We start from the raw sequence: 20,907 nt of genomic DNA, 5'->3' as shown, positions 1-20,907 counted from the left end.
CCTTTTGACCATAGCAAGCTCTCAGGAAGGGGACGAACCGGCCTCAGCCCAGCAGCACGATGAGGTACACCGCGAACAGGGCGAGGTGAGCCGACCCGTGGATCGCCGTCACGCGCTTCGCCGCGAACGTCGTCACCGAGATGAGGAGCGTCGCGCCGAGGAGCAGAAGATCCGCCGGGGTCTCGGCGAGCACGACGGTCTGACCCGTGAGCATGCCGATCACGAGGACCGCCGGAATCGTCAAGCCCACCGTCGAGACCAGGGCCCCGTGCGAGAGGTTGATCACGCGCTGGATCTCGCCGCCGAGCGCGGCGCGGATCGCGGTGATCGACTCGGGAAGGAAGACGATGGCGGCGATGAGCACGCCCGAGAGCGCGACCGGCGCTCCCAAGCGGCCGAGCCCGTCGTCCAGGAGCGCCGCCATGTCGTGGGAGAGGAGCACGATCGGCACGACGGTCACGACAAGCAGCGCCACGCGAACGACGACTTCGGTGCGGTGATCGCGGAGGATCTGGCGGATGCCGCCCGCATCGGCATCCGTGCCCGTCGCAGCAGCGCTCTGCACTCGGGGATCGACCTCCGTGAAATCGGATGCCTGCGCGCCCATCTGGCGGAACAGGAAGTAGCCGTACAGACCGGCCGTGATCACGATGACCGGGATCGCCTGCGCCGTCGAGTAGGCGCCGTCGCGGCCGATGAGCGCGGGGAGCCCGAACGCCAGCGACGCCAGGACGACGAGCATGACCAGGTACATCGAGGTCCCGGTGCGGTTGTGCGCCATCCCGCGATGACGCGTGCCGCCCACGAGCAGCGCGAGGCCGATCACGAGGTTCAGGATGATCATCGACACCGCCATGACGGAGTCGCGCGCGATCGTCGTGTGCTCGCCGGGCCCCAGCATCACCGCGGAGATGAGCACGACCTCGATGAGCACGATCGACAGGGTAAGCACGAGCGAACCGTACGGGTCGCCGAGGCGGTGGGCCAGCGCCTCGGCCTGCTTGACGACGCCGAAGGCGCACACGAGGATGACCGCGACGATGCCGACGAGCGTCATGATCAGCACGGGCGCCGGGACCGGCGCCGCCAGCAGCGGATGAGCGAGCAGCAGGATGCCGAAAGCTCCCCAGCCGAGAACGATCCTGACGGTGTCGGATGCGGTGAGAAACGGGATGCGGATGCGCATGGAGATCTCCTCCTGCGGGGCCGTCCCCTGGTCGTGGTGTGCACAGCGGGTCGTCCCGCGCGGCGATGTCCGATCGACCAGACCAGTGTCTCACATGGTGTCGCGCGGGCTGCTCAGCTCCCGCGCAGGCGCAGCACGCCGTCGTGCAGATCGAACACGCGATCGGCCCTGGCGAGCATGGCGGGGTCGTGCGTGGCCACGACCGCGGCTGTTCCCCGCTCGTGCACGAGGCGCGCGATGAGGTCCATGATCTGCGCCCCCGTCTCGCTGTCCAGCTGCGCGGTCGGTTCGTCTGCGAGCAGGATGCCCGGTGCCATGACCAGTGCACGGGCGATGCCGACCCGCTGCTGCTGGCCGCCGGAGAGCTCGCCCGGCCGCTGCCCGGCATGCTCTTCGAGTCCGACGTCGCGCAGGGCATCCGCGACGCGACGATCGCGCTCGGACGGGTCCACGCGGCGGATGCGCAGCGGCACCTCGACGTTCTCGGCTGCGGAGAGCACGGGGATGAGCCCGGCGGTCTGGAAGATCGAGGCCATCCGCGCACCGCGCAGCGCCGCGACGTCGGTCGCGGGATCGGCGAGATCCGTGCCGTCGATGAGCACGCGGCCGGAGGTGGGCCGGTCGAGGCCGCCCAGCATCGTCAGCAGCGTCGTCTTACCGGCACCGGACCGGCCCGCGACGACGACGAGCTCGCCGGCGGAGACCGCGAGATCGGCATCCCGCACGGCGACCACGTCACCGGCGGGACTCGCGAACGTGCGCGACAGGCTCTCGGCGCGCAGCACGGCGGTCACGATGCATCCCCGTTCGCGTCACGCGCATCATTCCGAGAGGCATGCTGCCCCGGTGCGACGCGCACATGGTCGGGCTCGAGCGTGAGACGCACGCGTTCGCGCAGGTCGAGGGCCGAGACGAAGTCGGCGGGCAATTGCATGCGCCCCGCCCTGTCGAGCACCGCATACTCCTGCGCCGTGCGCACGGAGCGGCCGTCGTCATCCGTGCTCGTGCGGCGCAGCGTCTCCGTCGAGGTGCGCCCGTCGCGGATCCGGACGGTGCGCTCGACATGCTCCGTGACACTCGCGTCGTGGGTGACGATGAGCGTGGTCACACCGCGCTCCCGATTGACCGTCTCCATCGCCCCCAGCACCTCGGCGCTGGTCTGCTCGTCGAGCTCGCCGGTCGGCTCGTCGGCCAGCAGCGCACGGGGCCGGTTCGCGAGGGCGACGGCGATCGCGACGCGCTGCCGCTGCCCGCCCGACATCTCGGCGGGCCGTTTGCCCGCCACCTCCGCCGCACCGAGCAGCTCCAGCAGCTCATCGCCGTACGCCTCGCGCTCCGAGCGTGGAACGACGCGGGCGACCTCGTGCACCATCCGCACGTTCTCCCTCGCCGTCAGGTAGGGGAGGAGGTTGCGCGCGGACTGCTGCCAGACGAACCCGACGCTGCGCCTGCGGTACTCGAGACGCTCGGCGCCGCGCATGGTCGTCAGGTCGTGGCCGGCGACGCTCGCCGACCCCGCCGTCGGCCGATCGAGCCCGGCGAGGATGCCGAGAAGCGTGCTCTTCCCCGAGCCGGACGCGCCGACCAGCGCGACCATCTCACCGGTCGTCATCCGCAGATCCAGACCCTGCAGCGCCTGCACTTCGACGCCCTGCGCCGTGAAGATGCGCACCACGCCCTCGCAGAGGATCGCTCCGTCAGCCATGCCATCCGTTCCCATGCGTCCTTCTCCCATCACTGCTCCCGTTCCTCGCCGTCGGCGCGAAGGGTCGCTGCGGTGCCCACCCGCGAGGCGAGCACCGTCGCCGCAGCGACCGCCGACGATGTCACCAGCGCGAACCCGATCACCACGAGCACCGGCGACACACCGCCGAGCACGACAGGCGGTTGCGCCGAGCCGCCGACGAACCCGCGCAGATCCAGCTGCGGGATGACGAGCCACGCCATGCCGATCCCTGCGCCGACGCCGAACGGCAGCGCCAGCAGCAGCGCCGGGGCGACCTCCCATGCCACGAGGCGGCCCGCGCCTCCGACCGGATGCCCGAGCGTGCGCAGGATCGCGAGCATCCTCGCGCGCGACGAGGCGCCGAGCACGAGCGTCGCGACGATGGCCACCGCCAGCAGCGCGGCGACCAGCGCGCTCGCGGCGAGCAGCGCGCCCTGCACGAGCCCGAATGCCGGATCCTGCTCGTACACGGCCGCGGTGGCGGCGGGCGTCGAGAAGGAAGCGTCCCCGGCGAGCGCGGCCACGGCCGCCTCGCCGACCGCATCGGCATCCGCATCCGCCGTCAGAGCGATGTAGAGCTGTGAGATCCCCCTGCCGCGGTCCCCGAGAGCCGACGCATTCGCGGAGTCGACGATCACCCACTGCTCAGCGGACCCGAACGGGACCGACGACGGCGCGACGGCGATGATCCTGACCGGCTCGCCGGCGATCTCGAGCTCGGCGTCGTCCGGGTCCTCGATCCCCAGGCGGGCGAGCAGCGCTTCGGACACGACGACCGGCACGGCGCCGTCGGATTGCTCGGCCGCGAGTTCCGGCGGTAGCGGAATCGCGCCGGGGGAGTCGCGCTGCACGTCCGCGAGGTCTGCCGCATCGACCGCGTACACGGTGGCCCGCTCCTTCTGCCCGTCGGCCCTCGCATCCGTGGTCGAGACGCCGCGCAGGGCGGCGGTGGCCGCGACGCCGCCCTGAGCGGACACGAGCTCGGCGCCGTCGTCGGTGATGTATGAGGCATCGATCCGCACATCCGCACCGACGCCGACCTCTGCGGCACGGGTGATGCCGTTCGAGACGGTCGCGGCGAACGCGACCGAGAACACCGCGACGCCCAGACCGATCACGGCGGCGAGCACGGGCGCGGTGCGCACCACGGGGTCGCGTCGTGCTCGTGCGGGACCGAGGAGGGCCGTGAGCGCGACGCGGCGCCGCCCTCGGCGTTCGGCCAGACGCAGCAGGATCGGCAGCAGGCGCAGCGACAGGATGCTGCCGGTGCCGCCGAGGAGGACGGGCAGGGCGATGAGCAGCGGATCGACGCCTCCCGAGCCGCCGCGCACGACGACGAGGATGCTGAGCGCGACGGTCAGAGCGAGGACGAGGAGCCGCAGCGCCAGCCGTCCCCGGCCGGGCCCGCCGAACCCGGCGTCAGCGGGGTCGCCGAGGTCACGGCGTCCGGTCCGCTCTGCGTCCGTCACCGCACTCCACGGCACCACGATCGCCGGAACCGCGGCGAGAAGGACCGGAATGAGCAGCACCAGCGGGCCCGCCCAGCCGACGCCTGCCGCTGCCGCGATGCTGCCGATCACGGCGCCGAGGACGCCCAGCGCCGCGCCCTCTGCGCCCAGCATCCCCACCAGGCCTGCGACGGACGCTCCGCGCGCGCGGAGCACACGAGTGGTCGTGACTCTGCGCACGGCGATGAGCCTGCTCACGAGGGCCAGCACGACCAGCGCGACCGCGACTGGACCGACGGCCACGACGGACACCACCGCCGTCAGGGCGTCGCCGCGGGACACGCCCTCGTCGATGGCCCGGGGGAGCGAGGAGCTGAACGACAGTCCGACATCGAAGAACGTCTCGTCGTGCATCGTGAGCTCGACGGGATCGGCGGAGAGCAGTCGCAATTGCGCGGCAGTCGTCGCGGCGGATGCGGCATCGATCGCGCCGGTGTCGAACGGCATCCAGGACGTGATCTTGACGTTGCGGACGCGACTGGCGAGAGCATCCGTCTGGGCGGGATTCAGGAATGCGGCGCCGACGAGGATGCGGTCGCCGGCGGCACCGATCTCGACGAGCGGGGTGATCGAGCCCGCGATGAACGACCAGTCGCCGTCGTCGTGGCCGGACGGGCCGACGAGTCCGGTCAGCGTCAGCGTCGTGCCGTCCCACTGCCGCGTGTCGCCCACGCGCCATTCCAGATCTTCGGCGACGGTCGTCGTCAGGGCGATCTCGATGCCGTCGTCTGCGGGCACGATGTTCGGGAGGCGACCCTCGACCAGGGTGGCGCGATCCTCGAGACCGGGATCGGCGACGAGCCCGATCTTGTTCAGGGGGACGGGAGCGTCGGGGGTGCCGAGCGTCGGCACGGGGTCTATCCTCATCGTCATCCGCGGCGTCCCGAGCATGCTGCGCAGAGGTTCGGGCTGCGCCTGCCGAAGCTGCTCGGCGGCGGCGAGAGGAGCACTCCACACGTCGGCCCCGGAGTCCGCGCCCTCATCGAAGGCCGGCAGCCCCGGGATCGTGTCTGCGGGCCATCTGGCCAGCAGCGGCAGGGCGGTCGCGGCGCGCTGCACGGTGGCGGTCCTTCCGTCCGCGAGCAGCACGGGTGCGGAGACCCCCAGGAACGACAGCGCCGCGATCACCACGACGAGGAACACCGACAGCATCGGCGTCGTGCGTGCGCTCCGGGTCAGCACCGACATCCGCTCGTTCATGCGCTGACCCCCAGCACGAGGGGCAGGACGACAGCCGCGACGGCGACGCCCACGGCCGCACCGAAGCCGACGGCGTACACGGCGACGCCGGTCACCTCGCCCAGTCGCAGCAGGCGCCTGCGCGCATTCCGCAGGCCCAGTGCGCGCAGAACGATCGCTTCATCCCGGCGCGCGCGTGCACCCGCGGAGGACGCGGCGAGGAATCCGAACACGCCGAGGACGGCCGCGCCGAGCGCCCCGAGCGTCAGCATCGCCGGGACCACCGAGGTCACCGGTGCTGCGCTCACCTGCGGCACGGTCAGGATGCGCGCAGGATGCGTCGCCTCGGCGCGCAGTCGCTCGGCGACCTCTTCGGGTGCCTCTGTGCGGATCCAGAGCTCGCCGGGGGCCACGCTCACACCGGCCGCTTCCAGCCCCTCCGGATCGGCGGCCACGCCGAGGCCGGCGCCGATTCCGGGCAGCGCATCCACGATGCCGCGCACCTCGAACGGCACAGGGCGGGCGACCGAGCGGATGCGGGCCGTGAACACGGTGCCCACCTCGGCGCCGAGCCGGTCGGCCAGGCTGCGGGTCACACCGACGGGGACCTGTCCGTCGCCGGCGCCCGTCGAGGTCGCGTCGATCCCCAGGACCTCCGGCGGTGCGGCCACGAGGGTCGCGGTGTCGGACCCGACTGCGAGCGGCGTGTGCACGACCTCGGCCGCCGCCTCGACCTCGCTCCAGGCCGTCGCGTCATCGGCGATCTCCTGGATGCCGTACGCACCGATCATGCGTACGTCCCACCCGAGCAGAGCCGTGTGCATCCGCTGCTGAGCGGCGCCCGATGCGGCAGGGGCCGCGATCGCCAGTGTCGCGGATCCGGCGGCCAGCGCGAGGCACAGGATCGCGACGGCGACGATGCCCATGCGGCGCGCGACCTGCCGCAGCGGGAGGACCGGTGCGATGCCCCTGGTGCGTCGCACGAGGCGTTCGATGAGAGCAGCCACGGGGACGGCGATGACGGGTGCGAGGGAGCATCCGGCGATGAGGAGCAGTGCGGGGGCCGACGTCGCGAGCGGGTCGGGCGTGCCGTCGGGTCGTGTGACGGCACGCGTCGCGAAGAGCTGCCAGCTCGCGAGGGCGGCGAGACCGACCGCGACGGCCGCGGGCAGGATCAGCGCTCGGAGGGAGCGCATGCCGGCATCGCTGCGCCCGGCCGACGCGCGGGTGCGGATCACGCTCCGGACTGTGAGCAGGGAGGCCGCGGCGCCGCTGAGGATCACGGCTCCGGCCGCTGACAGCAGCGCGACGGCGCCGATGCCTGCGGCGATCGTCAGCACGATGAGGGCGGAGGCCGCGCCGACGGCGGCGAACAGCGCGGCCTCGGCGGCGGCGCTCAGCGCGAGCCGGCGTGTCGAGCTCCCTCGTGCGCGCAGGAGATCCAGCTCGTCGCCGCGCGCGACGGTCAGGGTACCCAGCACTGTGCCGATCACGAGAGCGGCCAGCAGCGCCACGGACAGCTGCGGGACGACGAGCAGACCCTGCGCGGACGCGACCGCCGACGCCTGACGGTGCATGGTGTCGCCGAGCCCGCCTTCCACGCGGGTGCTCTGGGTCCGCTGCGGGTCGACGGACTCCGGGAGCGCCTGCAGCGCGGTGATGCCGTGCATCACACGCGGGATGTCGGTCAGCGCAGAGCTCGCAGGGGCGATCGCCCAGGTGGTCCTCGGGGTTCCCGGCAGATCGGCCAGGGTGCCCTCGACGACCGCAGCGGGGCCGAAGGTCTCTCCGCTCAGGCCGGACGCGATGGACGGATCGCTCTGCCAGGCGGGGTCCGTCGCATCGGCGGCGCTCCAGGTGCCGACGACGGTCAGCTCTCTGTCTGCGACCGTGACCTCGTCGCCGACGCCGAGGTCCAGTCGCTGAGCGGCGCGGTCCGAGAGGGCGAGCTCATCCGCGGTTCGCGGCCACGCGCCCGCGGTGACCTCTGCGAGGTCGGTCAGTCGGGCGTCGTCGATGAGGCGGACCGCGACCGGCTCGCCGGACGGCGGCTCCAGGGTGACCTCGAGGCTTGTCCGGCGCGAGACCGTGATGGGTGCGCCGTCGAAGGCGGCGTCGATCGCGTCGCGGATCTCGGCATCCTGAGCGGCGCCGTCGGATGCCTCGAGCGCGACCAGGCGCACCGTCTGCGATGCGGGTTCGGCGTCGTCGAGCATGCGTGCGGCGCCGGCCGTGATCAGCCGATCGGCGACCGCGTCCAGGCCTCCGGCGCCGAGGACGAACAGGGCGGCCACGAGGGCGAGGAGTGACAGTCGGGCGAGGTGAACTCCCGCCCGTCTCGCTTCAAACGCCATCGCTCCTCATCCGGTGCACACACTGCAGAACATCTTCGTCCGGTGCGCGCGGGCGCGCAACGGGCAATCCGCGATTCGGCGCAGCAACGAGAAAACCCCCGGATGACCGGGGGTTTGATGGTGGACCTGAGGGGACTCGAACCCCTGACCCCCTGCATGCCATGCAGGTGCGCTACCAGCTGCGCCACAGGCCCATCTCGCTTCCCCGGGCGACCGGGGCAACTTGAAAAGAATACAACACGTTCCGGCGTCCGCGCGAATCGGAGCACGGCCGGGCGGTTCAGCGGGAACACTCCCGCAGATCCATGCGTTGTCATGAACATGCAGATCAGGGAGAGCATCGTCATCGGCGCGGGACAGGCCGGGCTCTCGACCTCGTTCCACCTGAAGCGACTGGGCATCGACCATCTGGTCCTCGACGCGAACGGCGCGCCCGGGGGCGCATGGCAGCACCGCTGGGACGCGTTGACGATGGACGACGTGCACGGCGTCGCCGAGCTCCCCGACGCCGAGGCGCCGGCACGCGACGCGCAGCGTGCGAACGTCGTCGTCCCGGCATCCTTCACGGACTACGAGCAGCGTCACGGGCTGCCGGTCCTCCGTCCCGTGCGCGTGGATGCGGTCACCGACGACGACGGCATCCTCGTCGTGCGGGCGGCGGAGCGCGAATGGCGCACCAGGACGCTCGTGAACGCGACGGGAACGTGGACGCATCCGTTCCTGCCGCACTATCCGGGCATGGAGACGTTCATCGGAGAGCAGCTCCACACCGTCGACTACCCGGGGCCGGAGCACTTCCGCGGCAAGCGCGTGCTCGTCGTCGGCGGCGGCGCATCCGCCGTGCAGTTCCTCGGAGCGCTCGCGCCGATCACGGACACGATCTGGGTGACGCGTCGCGAGCCGGTCTGGCGCGACGACGAGTTCACCCCCGAAGCGGGCGCGGCGGCGGTCGCGCTCGTCGAGCAGCGGGTGGCGCAGGGCCTTCCACCGCAGAGCGTCGTCGGGGTGACCGGGCTCATGCTGCGTCCCCAGGAGCGCGAGGCCGAGCGCCTCGGCGCATACGCCCACCGCCGGGCGATGTTCCAGCGCATCGAGGCGGACGGCGTGCGGTGGGCGGACGGCTCCTTCGAGCGCGTCGACGTCATCCTCTGGGCGACCGGGTTCCGGCCTGCCATCGCGCATCTGGCGCCGCTGCATCTGCGCAGCGGAGCGGGCGGCATCCAGCTCGACCGCAACGGGCGCGGCACGACGGCCGTGAAGGACCCGCGAATCCAGCTGGTCGGGTACGGCCCGTCGGCGAGCACGATCGGGGCCAATCGCGCCGGTCGCACGGCCGCGGTGGGCGTGCAGCGCGCGCTGCGCGGTATCCCGACGCCCGTGCCGTGATGCTCGGTGCGGGTTAGCCTGGAGTCATGTCCCGTGTCATCGTCTTCGGCGGCCACGGCCGCATCGCGCTTCTGCTCGCCCCGCTCCTCGTCGCCAGAGGCGACGAGGTCACCTCGGTGATCCGCAACCCCGATCACGTCGCCGATGTCGAGCAGACCGGCGCCACCGCGCTCGTCGCCGACATCGAGAATCTCGACACCGCCGGGATCGCCGACCTGATCCGCGGACATGATGCCGTCGTGTGGTCGGCCGGAGCAGGCGGCGGATCCCCGGAGCGCACCTACGCCGTCGATCGTGACGCCGCGATCCGCTCGATGGATGCCGCGGCCGCTGCCGACGTGAAGCGCTACGTCATGGTGTCGTGGCTGGGCTCCACGGCAGACCATGGTGTGCCGGAGGGCGACTCGTTCTTCCCGTACGCCGACGCCAAGTGGGCAGCGGACGAGCACCTCCGTGGAACCGATCTGGACGGCACGATCCTGGGCCCCGGAACACTGACGTTCGACGAGCCGACCGGACTCATCGAACTCGAGGCTCCTGACCGCGGGCGGGTCGCACGCGCCGACGTCGCCGCGGTCGTCGCAGCGACACTGGTCGAGCCGCTGACGATCGGACGCACGATCCGCTTCGGCAACGGCACGCAGGCCACCGCCGAGCCGATCGCCGCCGCGCTCGCGCGCTGACCGCCATGCGCCGCACGCTGACGGTCGCCGTCGTCGCGCTCTCGTGCGCGTTGGCAGCGACCGCCGGCGCAGCACCCGGATCCGCCGCAGCCCCGATCGCCACCGCCGCCACCGCCGCTGACACGCCGACGAGCGGACCCGAAGCGGAGGCGGCCCGCCTGGTGGCGGGGATGACCACCGCCGAACAGGCGGCGAGCATCGTGATGGGGCACATCCCCGGAACGGATGCCGCGCGGCTGGGCGATTACATGACGTCGACCAGGATCGGCGGTTTCATCCTCATGGGTGCGAACGTGCCGAAGAGCGAGGCGGAGCTGCGACGGGTGACCACCGCGCTCGGCGCCACGGGCGACATCCCGCCGCTCATCGCCATCGATCAGGAGGGCGGCGACGTCTCGCGGCTGCCGTGGGATCGTCTGCCGTCATCGGCCACGCTCAAGGGCAGCCCGGTCGCTGCGACGTCGGCAGCATACGCCGCTCGCGCCTCACTCGTCGCGCGCGGCGGGGCGAACGTGAACTTCGGCGTGATCGCCGACACCACCGGCGACACCGGCTCGTTCATCCACCGTCGATCGCTCGGCGCCGATCCGGTGGCGGCGGCCGATCGGGTCGCGGCGGCCGTCCGTGCGGAGGAGCCGTTCGTCGCATCGACGCTGAAGCACTTCCCCGGCCACGGGGCTGCGCCCGGCGACTCGCACGAGCTGATCCCGAGCACTGCTGAGTCTCTCGACGAATGGCGTCGCACCGACGCCGTGCCGTTCGAGGCGGGCATCGACGAAGGTGCGAGGCTCCTCATGTTCGGGCACCTCGCCTACACCGCGATCGACGACGCGCCCGCTTCGCTGTCGCCGCGCTGGCACGAGATCGCCCGCGACGAACTGGGATTCGACGGGGTGATCGTGACGGACGACCTGGGGATGCTCATCTCCACAGGCATCCGGGAGTACGCCGATCCGGTGCGCAACGCCGTGACGGCCGTCGCGGCGGGTAGCGACCTCGTGCTCATGATCGCCCACTCCACGCCGAGCACGGCCGGGCAGATGGCGGCGGGCATCGCCGAAGCGGTCGACGAGGGGACGCTGCCGCCGGACCGTCTTCAGGAGGCGGCGGAGCGCGTCATGACGCTGCGACTGGAACTCGCGGCATCCGGCTCGGTGTGGGCGCCCTGCGCGGAGTGCGAACCGGGATCCTGACCGAGCCAGGCGTCGAGCATCCGGGTGCGCAGTGCATTGCCTCGCTCGGCGAACTCCCGCTGCCGACGCACGTACTCCGCCTTGCCGTCCGCCGTCTCGATGCGCACGGGGACGACGCCCCAGTCGGCGAGATCGTACGGGGCCGCCTCCATGTCGAGCAGCCGGATGTCGTGGGCGAGTTCGAACGCGTCCAGCAGCAGCTCGCCCGGGACGAGCGGCCCGAGCTTCATCGCCCACTTGTAGAGGTCCATGCCGGCGTGCAGGCAACCCGGCTGCTCGAGGACGGGCTGATCGTCGCGGGTGAGGGCCGTCCGGTTGCGCGGAACCGCCTCAGGGGTGAAGAACCGGAACGCGTCGAAATGCGTGCAGCGCAGGTCGTGCGCCTCCACGACGGCATCCGTGCCCGCCTGACCCAGGCGCAGGGGAGCGGGATGCCGATGCTCGGCCTCGCGGTATACCATCGCCCACTCGTGCAGTCCGAAGCAGCCGAACTGTCCCGGCCGCGCGGCGGTGCGGCGCAGCATCCGCTCGATGAGGCCGGCGAGCGGCGCCTTCGCGCGCGCGAAGGACGCGGCATCCGGCACGACCGACCCCGGCGCCGACCCCGGCGCGTACCAGCGCCACGCGCCGCGCTCCGGAGCGTCCGCGAGCTCGACGCCGGCACCCGGATGCCAGCGCCGCAACTGCGACGGCGAGTACGAGTAGTACCTGAACAGGAAGTCCCACACCGGATGCTTCTCGCCCCGGCTCGCGCGCTCGCGATGCGCAGCGGTCAGGGCGTCCGCGCGTGCGTGATGCGCGCGCTCGCGCTCGGACCAGACGCTGCGGTCGAGGGTCGCCATGGTGGGCTCGTCAGTGCAGGATGCCGACGTCGGTGAGACGTTCGCGGAGACCTGCGCCGTCGGAGGCAGCGACCCAGGGTGCGGTGTCCTCGGAGTGGTCGTCGGAGGTCGCGCGGCCACCGGCGAGCATCGCCTCGGTCACGGACAGCTGGCGGATCGCGACGCCGGCGACCGAATCGGGGTGATCGGTCATGAACTCGGTGTAGATCGCCTCATCGTGCTGACCGTCGTCGCCGATGAGCAGCCACTTCACGTTCGGGAACTCCTCCGCAAGGCGTCGCAGATTGCGCAGCTTGTGCTCGCGCCCGCTGCGGAACCAGCGATCGTGCGTCGGGCCCCAGTCGGTGAGCAGCATCGAGCCCTTCGGGAACAGATGCCTGCTCATGAAACGGCTCAGCGTCGGGGCGACGTTCCAGGCGCCGGTCGACAGGTACACCATCGGGGCGCCCGGATGCTGGCGCATCAGCTGCTCGATCAGCACCGCCATGCCGGGGACGGGGATCCTGGCGTGCTCGTCCACGACGAACGAGTTCCACGCCGCGATGAACGGCCGGGGGAGAGCGGTGACCATCACGGTGTCGTCGACATCGGAGACCACGCCGAATCGCACGTCGTCGCCCACGATGAACGCCGTGCCCTCGACGGGCGCCTGGCCCTCGACCGACATGGTGAAGCTCTGCCATCCGGCAGGGAGCTCGGCATCGATGACGGCGTCGATCACACCGCCGCGGTCGGCGACCACCTCGTGCGTGCCACCGGCGATCACGATGCTCACCTTCGCGAAGCCGACCGGGATGCCCACGAAGCTGCGCCAGCCGCGCACGGACTCGTACTCGCCGTCGGCACCGCGTCGGCGCGGGGGAACGATCAGCACGCGCCCGACCAGACGCACCCAGCCCGTGCCGCCGTAGCCGGCGAAAGGCAGAACCGTCGCTGTCCGTCCGCGTCGGCGCGCCCGGCTCTCGCGCCACACGTGCAGACGGTGCTCGAGGCGTGCGAACCAGTGGATCCTGGGCTTCTTGGCGGTGTCTTCGGACATCGCCCTCAGTCTTTCATGCCCGGCTGAGCGCCCTCGTCGCCGGCGGCGTCCGTGACGTGCATGTGCCGGGCCTCCCACTTCTCCAGCAGCTTCTTGCCGACGTAGACGAGCAGCACGAACACGACGATGACGCCGACGAACACGTAACCGGCGAAGTGCACCTGGTCGACGAGTTCGCGGAACCCGCCGGCGGCGAGCGAGGTGACGCTGACGTACGCCGCCGCCCACAGCAGACAGGCCGGGGCCGTCCACGCGAGGAAGCGCCGGTACGAGTAGCTGCTCATGCCGACGGTGAGGGGCACGAGAGAGTGCAGCACCGGCAGGAAGCGCGAGAGGAAGATCGCCAGGCCGCCGCGACGCTGCAGGTACCGTTCGGCGCGAGCCCAGTGGGCCTCACCGATCCGTCTGCCCACCCAGGAGCGGCGGATGCGCGGACCGAGCCAGCGCCCCAGCCAGAAGCCGATGCTCTCGCCGATCAGGGCGCCCACCACGACGGCGACGACCATCGCGACGATCTCGACGGGGCCGTCGACACCCATCGACGCGATGATGACGATCGTGTCGCCGGGGACGATCAGACCGATGAGGATGCTCGTCTCGAGCATGACGGCGAGCCCGGCGATGAGGGTGCGGGCGACCGGGTCGACCGCCTGCACGGCATCCAGGATCCACAGCAGGAAGTCGTCCACGCAGTCGAGAATACGCACCCTACGCTGAGACCGTGCCCCGAGACCTGCTGCCCGCCCGCCCCGTCTGGGAGACCGTCGATCTCCCGGAGCTGTTCCGTGCTCTCGCCGCCGAGCAGGAGGACGTGTTCTGGCTGGATGCCGGTGCGGGAGCTGCGGACGGCTGGAGCATCATCGGCGTCGGAGAGCCGGACCCCGCAGGCCCCGGAGACGTGCGGCTCGACGCCGCAGAGGATGCCGTGGCCGGCATGCCTCCGTTCCGTGGCGGATGGGTCGGATGGCTGGACTACGAGAGCGGCGCACAGCGGTTCGGCGCGCCGGCCGCACCGTCCGAAGGCGGCCCGGCCTGGCTGCGGGTCACGGGCGCCGTGGCGGTCGACCACGCGATCGGCGCGGTGTGGGAGCTGGGGAAGCGGCTTCTGGGGGGAGAAGCGGGGTTTCGACTCCCTGCGGTCGCTCAACCCGTTTCGTCTGCGCGGCCTTCGGCCGCTTCGCTCAACGCCCCGCAGGGCGGACTGGCCGTCGATGCCTCCACGCCCGTCGAAGCCGAGGCACGTCATACGCCTTCCGAGTACGCCGCGCTCGTCGAACGGTGCCGCGACGCGATCCGCGCCGGCGACGCGTACCAGCTGTGCCTCACGACCCGCTTCACGGTCCCCGGCGCGCACGACGCCGTCGAGACGTATCTGCGCCTGAGGACGGCGAGCCCCGCCCATCACGGCGGCTTCGTCCGGATCGGCGACCGTGCGCTTCTCAGCGCGAGTCCGGAGACGTTCCTGCATGCCTCGGGGGGCAGCATCCGCACGCGCCCCATCAAGGGCACGCGGCCTCGCGGAGCGGATGCGGCCTCCGATGCGGCGCTCGCCGCCGAGCTCCTCGCGAGCCCGAAGGAGCGCGCGGAGAACGTCATGATCGTCGATCTCATGCGCAATGATCTCTCGCAGGTCTGCGAGCCGGGGTCGATCCGCGTGGACGGTCTCTGGGAGGTCGAGTCGTACCCGGCCGTGCACCAACTCGTCAGCACCGTGAGCGGGCGTGCGATCGGTGGCCTCGACGTGCAGACCCTGTGGGATGCCGCCTTCCCTGCCGGCAGCATGACCGGTGCGCCGAAGCTCTCTGCGATGACCCTGCTGCACGGGCTCGAGGATGCACGACCGCGCGGCGTCTACAGCGGGTGCTTCGGCTACGTCGGCGCGGACGGCGCGATCGATCTCGCGATGGTGATCCGCAGCATCCTCCTCACCGCCGATCGCGCGGTGATCGGCGCCGGCGGCGGCATCACCTGGGGCTCCGTCGCGGACGACGAGGTGGACGAGGCCGCGACCAAGGCGCGGGCGCCGCTGGCTGCGCTGGGGGCGAGCCTTCCCGCGGCCTGGCGGCGCGGGTGATCCGATATCCTGGAACTTCCTGACTTTTCCTGAGATTGGTCGTTCGTTGTCTGAATTCTCCGCCTCCTCCACCGAGCCCGCCGACGAGTCCACGTCTGCGCACGCCATCCAAGCCAAGTGGCAGAAGTACTGGGCGGAGAACGAGACCTTCCTCGCCGGGGGCGACGACGACCGCCGACCCCGCAAGTTCGTGCTCGCCATGTTCCCGTACCCGTCCGGCGACCTTCACATGGGGCACGCGGAGAACTACCTGTACTCCGACATCGTGGCGCGATTCTGGCGTCACCGGGGCCACAACGTCCTGAACCCGATCGGGTGGGACTCGTTCGGCCTGCCCGCCGAGAACGCCGCCATCCGCCGCGGCGCCGACCCGCGCGAGTGGACCTACCAGAACATCGAGCAGCAGAAGACCGGGTTCAAGGCGTACGGCGTCTCGTTCGACTGGACCCGTGAGCTGCACACCTCCGACCCGGAGTACTACCACTGGAACCAGTGGCTGTTCCTGCAGCTGCACGAGCGCGGCCTGGCCTATCGCAAGAAGAGCCCGGTCAACTGGTGCCCGAACGATCAGACCGTGCTCGCGAACGAGCAGGTCGTCGACGGCCGCTGCGAACGCTGCGGCGCCGAGGTCGTCAAGAAGAAGCTGACGCAGTGGTACTTCAGGATCACCGACTACGCCGACCGGCTGCTCGACGACCTGAATCAGCTCGAGGGCCGCTGGCCGCACAAGGTGCTGCAGATGCAGCGCAATTGGATCGGCCGCTCCATCGGCGCCGACGTGGACTTCCGCATCGAGGGCCGCGACGAGCCCGTGACCGTGTTCACGACGCGCCCGGACACGCTGCACGGCGCGACCTTCTTCGTCGTCGCCCCCGACTCCGATCTCGCCGCCGAGATCGCGGCGGATGCTCCGGCCGAGGTGCAGACCGCTTTCGCCGAGTACCTGGCGACCGTGCAGAAGACGACCGACATCGACCGGCAGTCCACCGACCGCCCGAAGACGGGTGTGTTCCTGGAGCGGTACGCGGTCAACCCGGTGGGCGGCGAGCGGCTTCCGATCTGGGCCGCCGACTACGTGCTGGCCGATTACGGACACGGCGCCGTCATGGCCGTCCCGGCGCACGACCAGCGCGACCTCGACTTCGCCCGTGCGTTCGACCTGCCCGTCAAGGTCGTCGTCGACACGACGGCCCCCATCACAGGCGTCATCCCCGTGATCGACCTCGACGAGGACGGCGTTCCGATCGAGCCCGTCGAGACGCTCGATGCGCAGCACCCGGCATCCACGGGCATCGCGCTGTCCGGCGAGGGGCGCATGATCAACTCCGGTGACCTGAACGGGCTGTCCAAGCGCAATGCGATCGCCAGGGCGATCGAGCAGCTGACCGCGGCAGGGACCGGCCGTGCGGCGAAGAACTACCGGCTGCGCGACTGGCTGATCTCGCGCCAGCGCTTCTGGGGCACGCCGATCCCGATGCTGCACCACGATGACGGCACCGTCACGCCGGTGCCCGTCGAGCAGCTGCCGGTCAAGCTGCCCGCCGCCGCCGGTCTCGACCTCTCGCCGAAGGGATCATCGCCGCTGGGCGCGGCCGAGTCGTGGGTGCGCACGGTCGATCCCGTCTCGGGCGATCCCGTGCTGCGCGACCCCGACACGATGGACACGTTCGTCGACAGCTCGTGGTACTTCCTGCGCTTCCTCTCGCCGAACAGCGATCAGTTCGCGTTCGACCCGGCCGAGGCGGCGCGCTGGGCGCCCGTCGACACCTACATCGGCGGCGTCGAGCACGCGATCCTGCACCTGCTGTACGCGCGCTTCATCACCAAGGTCCTCTTCGACATGGGGCTGATCGACTTCACCGAGCCGTTCTCCAGCCTGATCAACCAGGGCATGGTGATCCTGAACGGCGCGAAGATGTCCAAGAGCAAGGGCAACCTCGTGCTCTTCCAGGAGGAGCTGGACAAGTACGGCGCCGATGCGCTGCGTACGGGCCTGGCCTTCGCCGGTCCCGTCGAGGACGACAAGGACTGGGCCGATGTGTCGACCACGGGCGCGCAGAAGTTCCTCTCGCGTGCTCTGCGGCTCAGTCACGAGGTCGCGAGCCCCGTCGACGTCGTCTTCAAAGACGGCGATGCAGCGCTGCGACGCGGCACGCACCGGCTGCTGGCGGATGCGCCGGCCCTGGTGGAGCAGACGAAGTTCAACGTGCTCGTCGCGCGCCTGATGGAGCTCGTCAACCTCACCCGCAAGACCGTCGACACCGGTGCCGGCGCGGGTGACCCCGCCGTGCGCGAGGCCGTCGAGACGGTCGCGGTGATGCTGGATCTGATCGCTCCGCACACGGCGGAGGAGATGTGGGAGGCGCTCGGTCACGAGCCGTCCGTGGGTCTCGTGACCTGGCGCCAGGCCGACCCCGCTCTGCTCGTAGAGGACACGATCACCGCGGTCGCGCAGGTGAACGGCAAGGTGCGCGCGCAGCTCGAGGTCTCGGCGAAGATCACCGCCGACGAGCTCGAGGCTCTGGCCCGCTCCGACGAGCGCGTGATCCGGGCGATCGGCGACAAGGAGATCGTGAAGGTGATCGTCCGCGCGCCGAAGCTCGTGAACTTCGCCGTCAAGGGCTGAGCGGGCCCGAGGCGAATCGCAGCCGTTCGTCCTGCACATTCGGCTCGAACACTCGGGTATCCACGGAACCGGTGCATCCGGCATCCGATGACGCGCACGCGCGCCTAGCGTGGCGGGGTGCCAGCGACCGAGACCGCGACTGCGCCCCGCGCGCGTCTGCGGTTGAGCATCGGCGCAGCCGTCGTGCTCGGTCTGGTGGTGCTCTCGGGGGCAGTCGGCCTCGGCATCATGCGCGGGCAGGCGCAGCCCACGCAGACCGTGCAGGTCGACGCCTCCGATGAGGGCGTCGTGGCCGGCGGAGAGCTGTACGTGCACGTGCTGGGCGAAGTCGCCCGTCCCGGCCTCTACGTCCTCGAGCCCGATGCCAGGGTCGTCGACGCCATCGCCGCAGCCGGCGGAACGCTCGATGATGCCGATCTCCAGGCGGTCAACCTCGCGCGCACCCTCAGCGACGGCGAGCAGCTCATCGTCCCCGCGGTGGGCGCTGCCCCGGAAGGAGGCGAGGGCGCCCCGGTCGGCGACGGCCTCATCGATCTGAACAACGCGGATCAGGCGGCGCTGGAGACGCTGCCGAGGATCGGCCCGGCGCTCGCGCAACGGATCATCGACTGGCGCGAGACGAACGGACGGTTCGGTTCGGTCGACGATCTGCTCGCCGTTCCCGGCATCGGCGAGAAGCTGCTGGCGGGGCTGCGCGACCTGGTGCGGGTGTGACGGGTGGAGTCGTGAACGCCGTGACCAGAGTGCGCGACCTGCGTCTGGTTCCGCTCGCGCTGCTCGTGTGGGGCGCGGCGCTCGCATGCGTCTTCGTGCCGGACCTCTCCTGGTGGTGCGCCGGTCTTGCGACGGCAGCGGGAATCGGGGTGCTCCTCCTCATGCTCCGCCGGAACCCTGATGGGGAAGCAGACCCGGCGCAATCAGGGCCGGCGCGACGCGACCGTGCGCGAGGCGGGGTTGCCGTCGTCGTGCTGTTCGGGGTGGCCGCGGCGTCGGTGACAACGGGCCTCGCGGTGCCGCAGCGGACCGCCGCATCCGATCTCGACGGCCGCGTGGTCGAGGTGATCGCAGACGTTTCGTCCTCGTCGTCCGTCGGCAGTGACGGGCGGATGTGGTTCGACGTGCAGAGCGTGCGCGCCGGGACTCTCGGTGCGCCGGAGCCCCTCGTCGTGCCGATGCGGGTGGGTGTCGATCCTGCTGCCGGTCTCGACCTCGGCGCCCTGATCCGCGTGACCGGCGATGCCATGGCTACCGATCCGGGGGAGCGGGCCGCCGTCGTCGTGTTCGGCATGCGGGTCGAGATCCTCCGCCCGGCGGAGGGCGCCTTCGACATCGCGGCGCAGGTCCGCGAGGACTTCGTCGAGCGGGCGACGCGGCTTCCCGAACCCGGTGCAGGTCTGCTGCCGGGCCTCGCCGTGGGCGACACGAGGGCCGTCAGCGAGGAGCTCAACGCCGCGATGCTCACGAGCGGGCTCAGTCATCTCACCGCGGTGAGCGGGGCGAACTGCGCCATCGTGGTGGGAGCGGTCTTCTGGCTCGTCGGCCTGTGCGGCGGCGGTCGTCGGCTGCGCGTCGTTGTCGCGCTGACCGCGCTGGCCGCTTTCGTCGTGCTCGTCACTCCCGAGCCGAGCGTGGTCCGCGCCTCGGTGATGGCGGCGCTGGCGATGCTGACGCTCCTGTGCGGCAGACCGAGTGCGGGCGTCGGCGTGCTGTGCCTGGCCGTGACGGGCATCCTCATCTCCGATCCATGGCTCGCGACGACGCCCGGCTTCGCGCTGTCCGCGGCGGCGACCGCCGCTCTGATCGTCCTCGCCCCGCCACTCGCCCGAGGGATGTCGCGATGGATGCCGCAACCGCTCGCCCTGGCGATCGGCATCCCCGTCGCGGCCCAGCTGGCGTGCGGGCCGATCATCGCGCTGTTCGCGGAGCAGCAGTCCATCATCGGCATCCCCGCGAACCTGCTGGCCGGCCCCGCCGCACCCATCGCCACGGTCGTCGGGCTGCTGGCGTGCCTCGCCGCGCCGATTCCGCCGCTCGCCGACCTCTTCGCGGCCTCGGCCTGGCTCCCCGCCGCATGGATCGCGACGACGGCGACCGTCTCGTCGGCCGTGCCGGGCGGTACGGCGCTGGTCGTCCCGGGGATCGGCTCGGCTGTCGTGGTGGCCGTGCTCAGCGCGGCGATCGGGGTCGCACTCGCGGGGACGACGCCGTTCGCAGGCGGTCTGGATCGGTGGTCGCGTGTGGCCGCCACGGCGGTCCTCGTGTTCGCCGGCGGTCTGCTCGGCGCGCGGATGCTGCTGACCGGACCACTCGTCACGGCCACGATCCCCGAGGACTGGGCGATCGCGGCGTGCGACGTCGGGCAGGGCGACGCGCTGGTCGTGCGGTCGGAGGGGCGCATCGCGCTGATCGACACAGGCATGGAGCCGGAGTCTCTCCTGAGTTGTCTGGCTGCTCTGGGAGTGGACCGGATCGAGCTGCTCGTCCTCACTCATTTCGACGAGGATCACGTCGGTGCGGCCGGGGCGATCGTCGGCCGCACCGACATCGTCCTGCACGGCCCTGCGCAGGAAGCGGGCGAGCAGCGTCTGCTCGCCCGGCTCCGGGAGGGCGGTGCGGAGGTCGTCGCGGCGTCGGCCGGCATGCACGGGTCGCTCGGCGCGGCGCGATGGGAGGTGCTGTGGCCGCAGAAGGACTCGGCGGCGTTCCCGACCGGCAACGACGCCAGCCTCGTCCTGGAGTTCGAGGGCGGCGGAGTTCCGCGCTCGCTCTTCCTCGGCGACCTGTCCGAGACGCCGCAGCGCATGCTCTCCACCCGGCTGCGCGGCACGTACGCGGTCGTCAAGGTCGCCCATCACGGGAGCGCCGATCAGGACCCTGCGCTGTACGCGCGCATCAGTCCCGCCGTCGCGATCTTCAGCGCGGGCGTCGACAACGACTACGGGCATCCGCGTGATGAGACCATCGCGATCACCGAGGCCGCAGGCGCCGTCACGCTTCGCACCGATCGGCAGGGGCGCATCCTCATCGGCGGAGGCGGCGACGAACTCGCCGTCTGGACCGAGCGCGAAGACAACCCCGCCGAGACCGCCGATGTCGATCACCCCGAGTAGG

General features: G+C 71.3%; 15 protein-coding genes and 1 tRNA gene. 7 read left to right on the top strand and 9 right to left on the bottom strand.

Going from position 1 to position 20,907, the window contains the following annotated elements; genetic code table 11:
* Positions 1 to 43: 43 nt before the first annotated feature.
* The 6 genes from AB0269_RS05970 to AB0269_RS05945 all read right to left on the bottom strand — a co-directional run bounded on the left by AB0269_RS05970 (position 44) and on the right by AB0269_RS05945 (position 8,147).
* The gene (locus AB0269_RS05970; protein WP_366210309.1) at positions 44 to 1,186 is read right to left on the bottom strand and encodes a calcium:proton antiporter; all 1,143 of its coding nucleotides are present in this window, start codon (positions 1,184 to 1,186) and stop codon (positions 44 to 46) included.
* A 113-nt stretch (positions 1,187 to 1,299) separates the two neighbouring features.
* Entirely contained in the window at positions 1,300 to 1,980 is a 681-nt protein-coding gene (locus AB0269_RS05965; protein ID WP_366210308.1) for an ABC transporter ATP-binding protein, read from the bottom strand.
* A complete protein-coding gene (locus AB0269_RS05960) occupies positions 1,977 to 2,891 on the bottom strand; it encodes an ABC transporter ATP-binding protein (protein ID WP_366210307.1) in 915 nt (304 codons plus the stop codon). The genes AB0269_RS05965 and AB0269_RS05960 overlap by 4 nt, the downstream gene beginning before the upstream one ends.
* A 29-nt stretch (positions 2,892 to 2,920) precedes the next feature.
* Positions 2,921 to 5,620, bottom strand: a complete 2,700-nt coding sequence (locus AB0269_RS05955; RefSeq protein ID WP_366210306.1) for an FtsX-like permease family protein — start codon at positions 5,618 to 5,620, stop codon at positions 2,921 to 2,923.
* A complete protein-coding gene (locus AB0269_RS05950; protein WP_366210305.1) occupies positions 5,617 to 7,953 on the bottom strand; it encodes a hypothetical protein in 2,337 nt (778 codons plus the stop codon). Before AB0269_RS05950 ends, AB0269_RS05955 begins: the two co-directional genes overlap by 4 nt.
* A 118-nt stretch (positions 7,954 to 8,071) precedes the next feature.
* Positions 8,072 to 8,147: transfer RNA gene (locus tag AB0269_RS05945), tRNA-Ala, on the bottom strand.
* Between the two features lie 127 nt (positions 8,148 to 8,274).
* Between AB0269_RS05945 and AB0269_RS05940 the strand changes: the two genes are divergently transcribed.
* Genes AB0269_RS05940 through AB0269_RS05930 form a run of 3 tightly spaced genes read left to right on the top strand, consistent with a single transcriptional unit; the run spans position 8,275 to position 11,215 of the window.
* Positions 8,275 to 9,339: an NAD(P)-binding domain-containing protein gene (locus AB0269_RS05940; RefSeq protein ID WP_366210516.1), complete on the top strand. Its 1,065-nt coding sequence runs from the start codon at positions 8,275 to 8,277 to the stop codon at positions 9,337 to 9,339.
* A 26-nt stretch (positions 9,340 to 9,365) separates the two neighbouring features.
* On the top strand, positions 9,366 to 10,022 hold the full coding sequence (locus tag AB0269_RS05935) for an NAD(P)H-binding protein (protein WP_366210304.1): 657 nt from the start codon (positions 9,366 to 9,368) through the stop codon (positions 10,020 to 10,022).
* A gap of 5 nt (positions 10,023 to 10,027) precedes the next feature.
* Positions 10,028 to 11,215, top strand: a complete 1,188-nt coding sequence (locus AB0269_RS05930; protein ID WP_366210303.1) for a glycoside hydrolase family 3 N-terminal domain-containing protein — start codon at positions 10,028 to 10,030, stop codon at positions 11,213 to 11,215.
* Here AB0269_RS05930 and AB0269_RS05925 read toward each other — a convergent pair.
* Genes AB0269_RS05925 through AB0269_RS05915 form a run of 3 tightly spaced genes read right to left on the bottom strand, consistent with a single transcriptional unit; the run spans position 11,119 to position 13,785 of the window.
* Entirely contained in the window at positions 11,119 to 12,057 is a 939-nt protein-coding gene (locus AB0269_RS05925; RefSeq protein ID WP_366210302.1) for a 3-methyladenine DNA glycosylase, read from the bottom strand. The genes AB0269_RS05930 and AB0269_RS05925 overlap by 97 nt on opposite strands.
* Positions 12,058 to 12,067: 10 nt before the next feature.
* On the bottom strand, positions 12,068 to 13,096 hold the full coding sequence (locus tag AB0269_RS05920; RefSeq protein WP_366210301.1) for a phosphatase domain-containing protein: 1,029 nt from the start codon (positions 13,094 to 13,096) through the stop codon (positions 12,068 to 12,070).
* A 5-nt stretch (positions 13,097 to 13,101) separates the two neighbouring features.
* Positions 13,102 to 13,785, bottom strand: a complete 684-nt coding sequence (locus AB0269_RS05915) for a DedA family protein (protein WP_366210300.1) — start codon at positions 13,783 to 13,785, stop codon at positions 13,102 to 13,104.
* Positions 13,786 to 13,817: 32 nt separating this feature from the next.
* On the opposite strand from AB0269_RS05915, the gene AB0269_RS05910 reads away from it, so the two are divergent.
* From AB0269_RS05910 to AB0269_RS05895, 4 genes are all read left to right on the top strand, one after another.
* Complete coding sequence (locus tag AB0269_RS05910; protein WP_366210299.1) at positions 13,818 to 15,170, top strand: anthranilate synthase component I family protein; 1,353 nt, start codon at positions 13,818 to 13,820, stop codon at positions 15,168 to 15,170.
* A 46-nt stretch (positions 15,171 to 15,216) separates the two neighbouring features.
* On the top strand, positions 15,217 to 17,796 hold the full coding sequence (gene leuS, locus AB0269_RS05905) for a leucine--tRNA ligase (RefSeq protein WP_366210298.1): 2,580 nt from the start codon (positions 15,217 to 15,219) through the stop codon (positions 17,794 to 17,796).
* A gap of 117 nt (positions 17,797 to 17,913) precedes the next feature.
* Positions 17,914 to 18,510 (top strand): ComEA family DNA-binding protein, encoded by a 597-nt coding sequence (locus tag AB0269_RS05900; protein ID WP_366210297.1) that lies wholly within the window; start codon positions 17,914 to 17,916, stop codon positions 18,508 to 18,510.
* An 11-nt stretch (positions 18,511 to 18,521) separates the two neighbouring features.
* On the top strand, positions 18,522 to 20,906 hold the full coding sequence (locus AB0269_RS05895; RefSeq protein ID WP_366210296.1) for a ComEC/Rec2 family competence protein: 2,385 nt from the start codon (positions 18,522 to 18,524) through the stop codon (positions 20,904 to 20,906).
* The last annotated feature ends 1 nt before the right edge of the window (position 20,907 follow it).

The organism is Microbacterium sp. NPDC077644 (genome assembly GCF_040702785.1).
Lineage (GTDB): Bacteria > Actinomycetota > Actinomycetes > Actinomycetales > Microbacteriaceae > Microbacterium.
The sequence above is the reverse complement of the archived record's forward strand: the minus strand, read 5'-3'. Positions and strand labels throughout refer to the sequence as shown.